Below are 2,109 nucleotides of genomic sequence, written 5' to 3'. Positions count from 1 at the left end.
CAAGGCTTACTCCCGGACCGCGTTTGATGAGGCGGTGTGGAACCAGCTCGCCGAGGGCATCCGCTTTGTCCAGGGCGGGTTCGACGACGACGACGCGTTCGAGCGTCTGGGCGAGGTCACCGAGGAACTCGATGAGACCCGCGGTACCCGCGGGAACCACGCGTTCTATCTGTCGATCCCGCCCAAGGCGTTTGAGCAGGTCTGCCGGCAGCTGTCCAAGCACGGACTGGCGCAGGCTGACGGGGACAAGTGGCGGCGGGTGGTCATTGAAAAGCCGTTCGGGCATGACCTGGAGTCGGCCCGGCAGCTGAACGACATCGTCGAGTCGGTGTTCCCGGCAGACGCGGTGTTCCGGATCGATCACTACCTCGGCAAGGAGACGGTGCAGAACATCCTGGCCCTCCGGTTCGCGAACCAGCTGTTCGAGCCGTTGTGGAACGCGAACTACGTCGACCATGTCCAGATCACCATGGCCGAGGACATCGGCACCGGTGGCCGGGCAGGCTATTACGACGGCGTGGGCGCGGCCCGCGACGTGATCCAGAACCACCTTTTGCAGCTGCTGGCCCTGACCGCAATGGAGGAGCCCATTTCCTTCAACGCCGACGACCTGCGGGCTGAGAAGGAAAAGGTCCTGGCCGCGGTCAAGCTCCCGGAGGACCTCTCCACCCATTCTGCGCGCGGGCAGTTCGCCGGCGGCTGGCAGGGCGGGGAACAGGTCCAGGGCTACCTGGAGGAAGAAGGCATCCCTGCCGATTCCACTACCGAGACGTTCGCCGCGATCCGCGTGGACATCAACACCCGGCGCTGGTTCGGTGTGCCGTTCTACCTCCGGGCGGGCAAGCGGCTGGGCCGCCGCGTGACCGAGATTGCCGTGGTGTTCAAGCGCGCCCCCAACCTGTTGTTCCGTGACCATGGCGAGGACGACTTCGGCCAGAACGCCGTGGTGATCAGGGTCCAACCGGACGAGGGCGCGACCATCCGGTTCGGGTCCAAGGTTCCGGGCACCCAGATGGAAGTCCGTGACGTGACCATGGACTTCGGCTACGGGCACTCCTTCACCGAATCCAGCCCTGAAGCGTATGAGCGGCTGATCCTGGACGTCCTGCTCGGGGAGCCGCCGCTGTTCCCGCGGCACGCCGAAGTGGAGCTGTCCTGGAAGATCCTTGATCCGTTTGAAGACTTCTGGGCCGAACAGAACGAACAGCCCGAACCCTACGCTCCGGGCAGCTGGGGACCCGCCTCCGCGGATGAACTGCTGGCCCGCGACGGACGAACCTGGAGAAGGCCATGATTGTTGACCTGCCGGACACCACCACCTCGAAGATCTCGAAAAAGATCATGGCCCTGCGTGAGCAGGGCGGTGTGATCGCCCTGGGACGGGTGCTGACCCTCGTGGTGGTCACCCGTTCCGGGCTCGAGGAAGAAGCGATCGAGGCCGCGAACGAGGCCAGCCGCGAGCACCCCTGCCGGATCATCGTCCTTGCCGACGCCGGTGCCAAGGCCCCTGACAGGCTCGACGCCCAGATCCGGGTCGGCGGTGACGCCGGCGCGTCCGAAGTCATCGTGCTGCGCGGCTACGGAGAGCTTGCCCACGAAAGCGAATCCCTGGTCGCTGCGCTGCTGCTCCCGGACGCCCCGATCGTGGCCTGGTGGCCCCACGGGGCACCGGAGAACGCCTGCGAAACCTCCGTCGGCAGGATCGCGCACCGACGCATCACCGACTCGGCGAACGAACCGGACCCGCAAAAAGCGCTGGAGAACATCCGGACCACCTACAAGGCCGGCGATACCGACCTTGCCTGGACACGGCTGACGAACTGGCGGATCCAGCTCGCCGCCGTCCTGGACCAGGTTGACCCCTCGCCGGTGACCGCTGTCGCCGTCGAAGGCGCCTCCGACTCACCCTCGACCATCCTCCTCGCGGCCTGGCTCACGCTGGCCCTGGACGCCCCCGTCACCATTGTGGCGGACCCCGCAGGGACCGGCATCCGGCGCGTCCGGCTCAGCCGGCCCGGCGGCGATGTCCAGCTCTTCCGCCCCGGATTGTCCGTCGCCGAACTCACGCAACCGGGGCAGCCGGCCCAACGCATCTCGCTGCCCCGGTTG

2 protein-coding genes are annotated in these 2,109 nt (G+C 66.9%); both read left to right on the top strand.

The features are described 5' to 3' along the window. Positions 1–1,294: glucose-6-phosphate dehydrogenase (gene zwf, locus DBR22_RS15685; protein WP_108599790.1), on the top strand; the 1,294-nt coding region annotated here is incomplete at its 5' end. After that, a partial coding sequence (locus tag DBR22_RS15680; protein ID WP_108599789.1) for a glucose-6-phosphate dehydrogenase assembly protein OpcA occupies positions 1,291–2,109 on the top strand: 819 nt, incomplete at its 3' end. The genes zwf and DBR22_RS15680, both read left to right, overlap by 4 nt.

It is taken from the genome of Arthrobacter sp. HMWF013 (assembly GCF_003061105.1).
GTDB lineage: Bacteria > Actinomycetota > Actinomycetes > Actinomycetales > Micrococcaceae > Arthrobacter.
The sequence above is the reverse complement of the archived record's forward strand: the minus strand, read 5'-3'. Positions and strand labels throughout refer to the sequence as shown.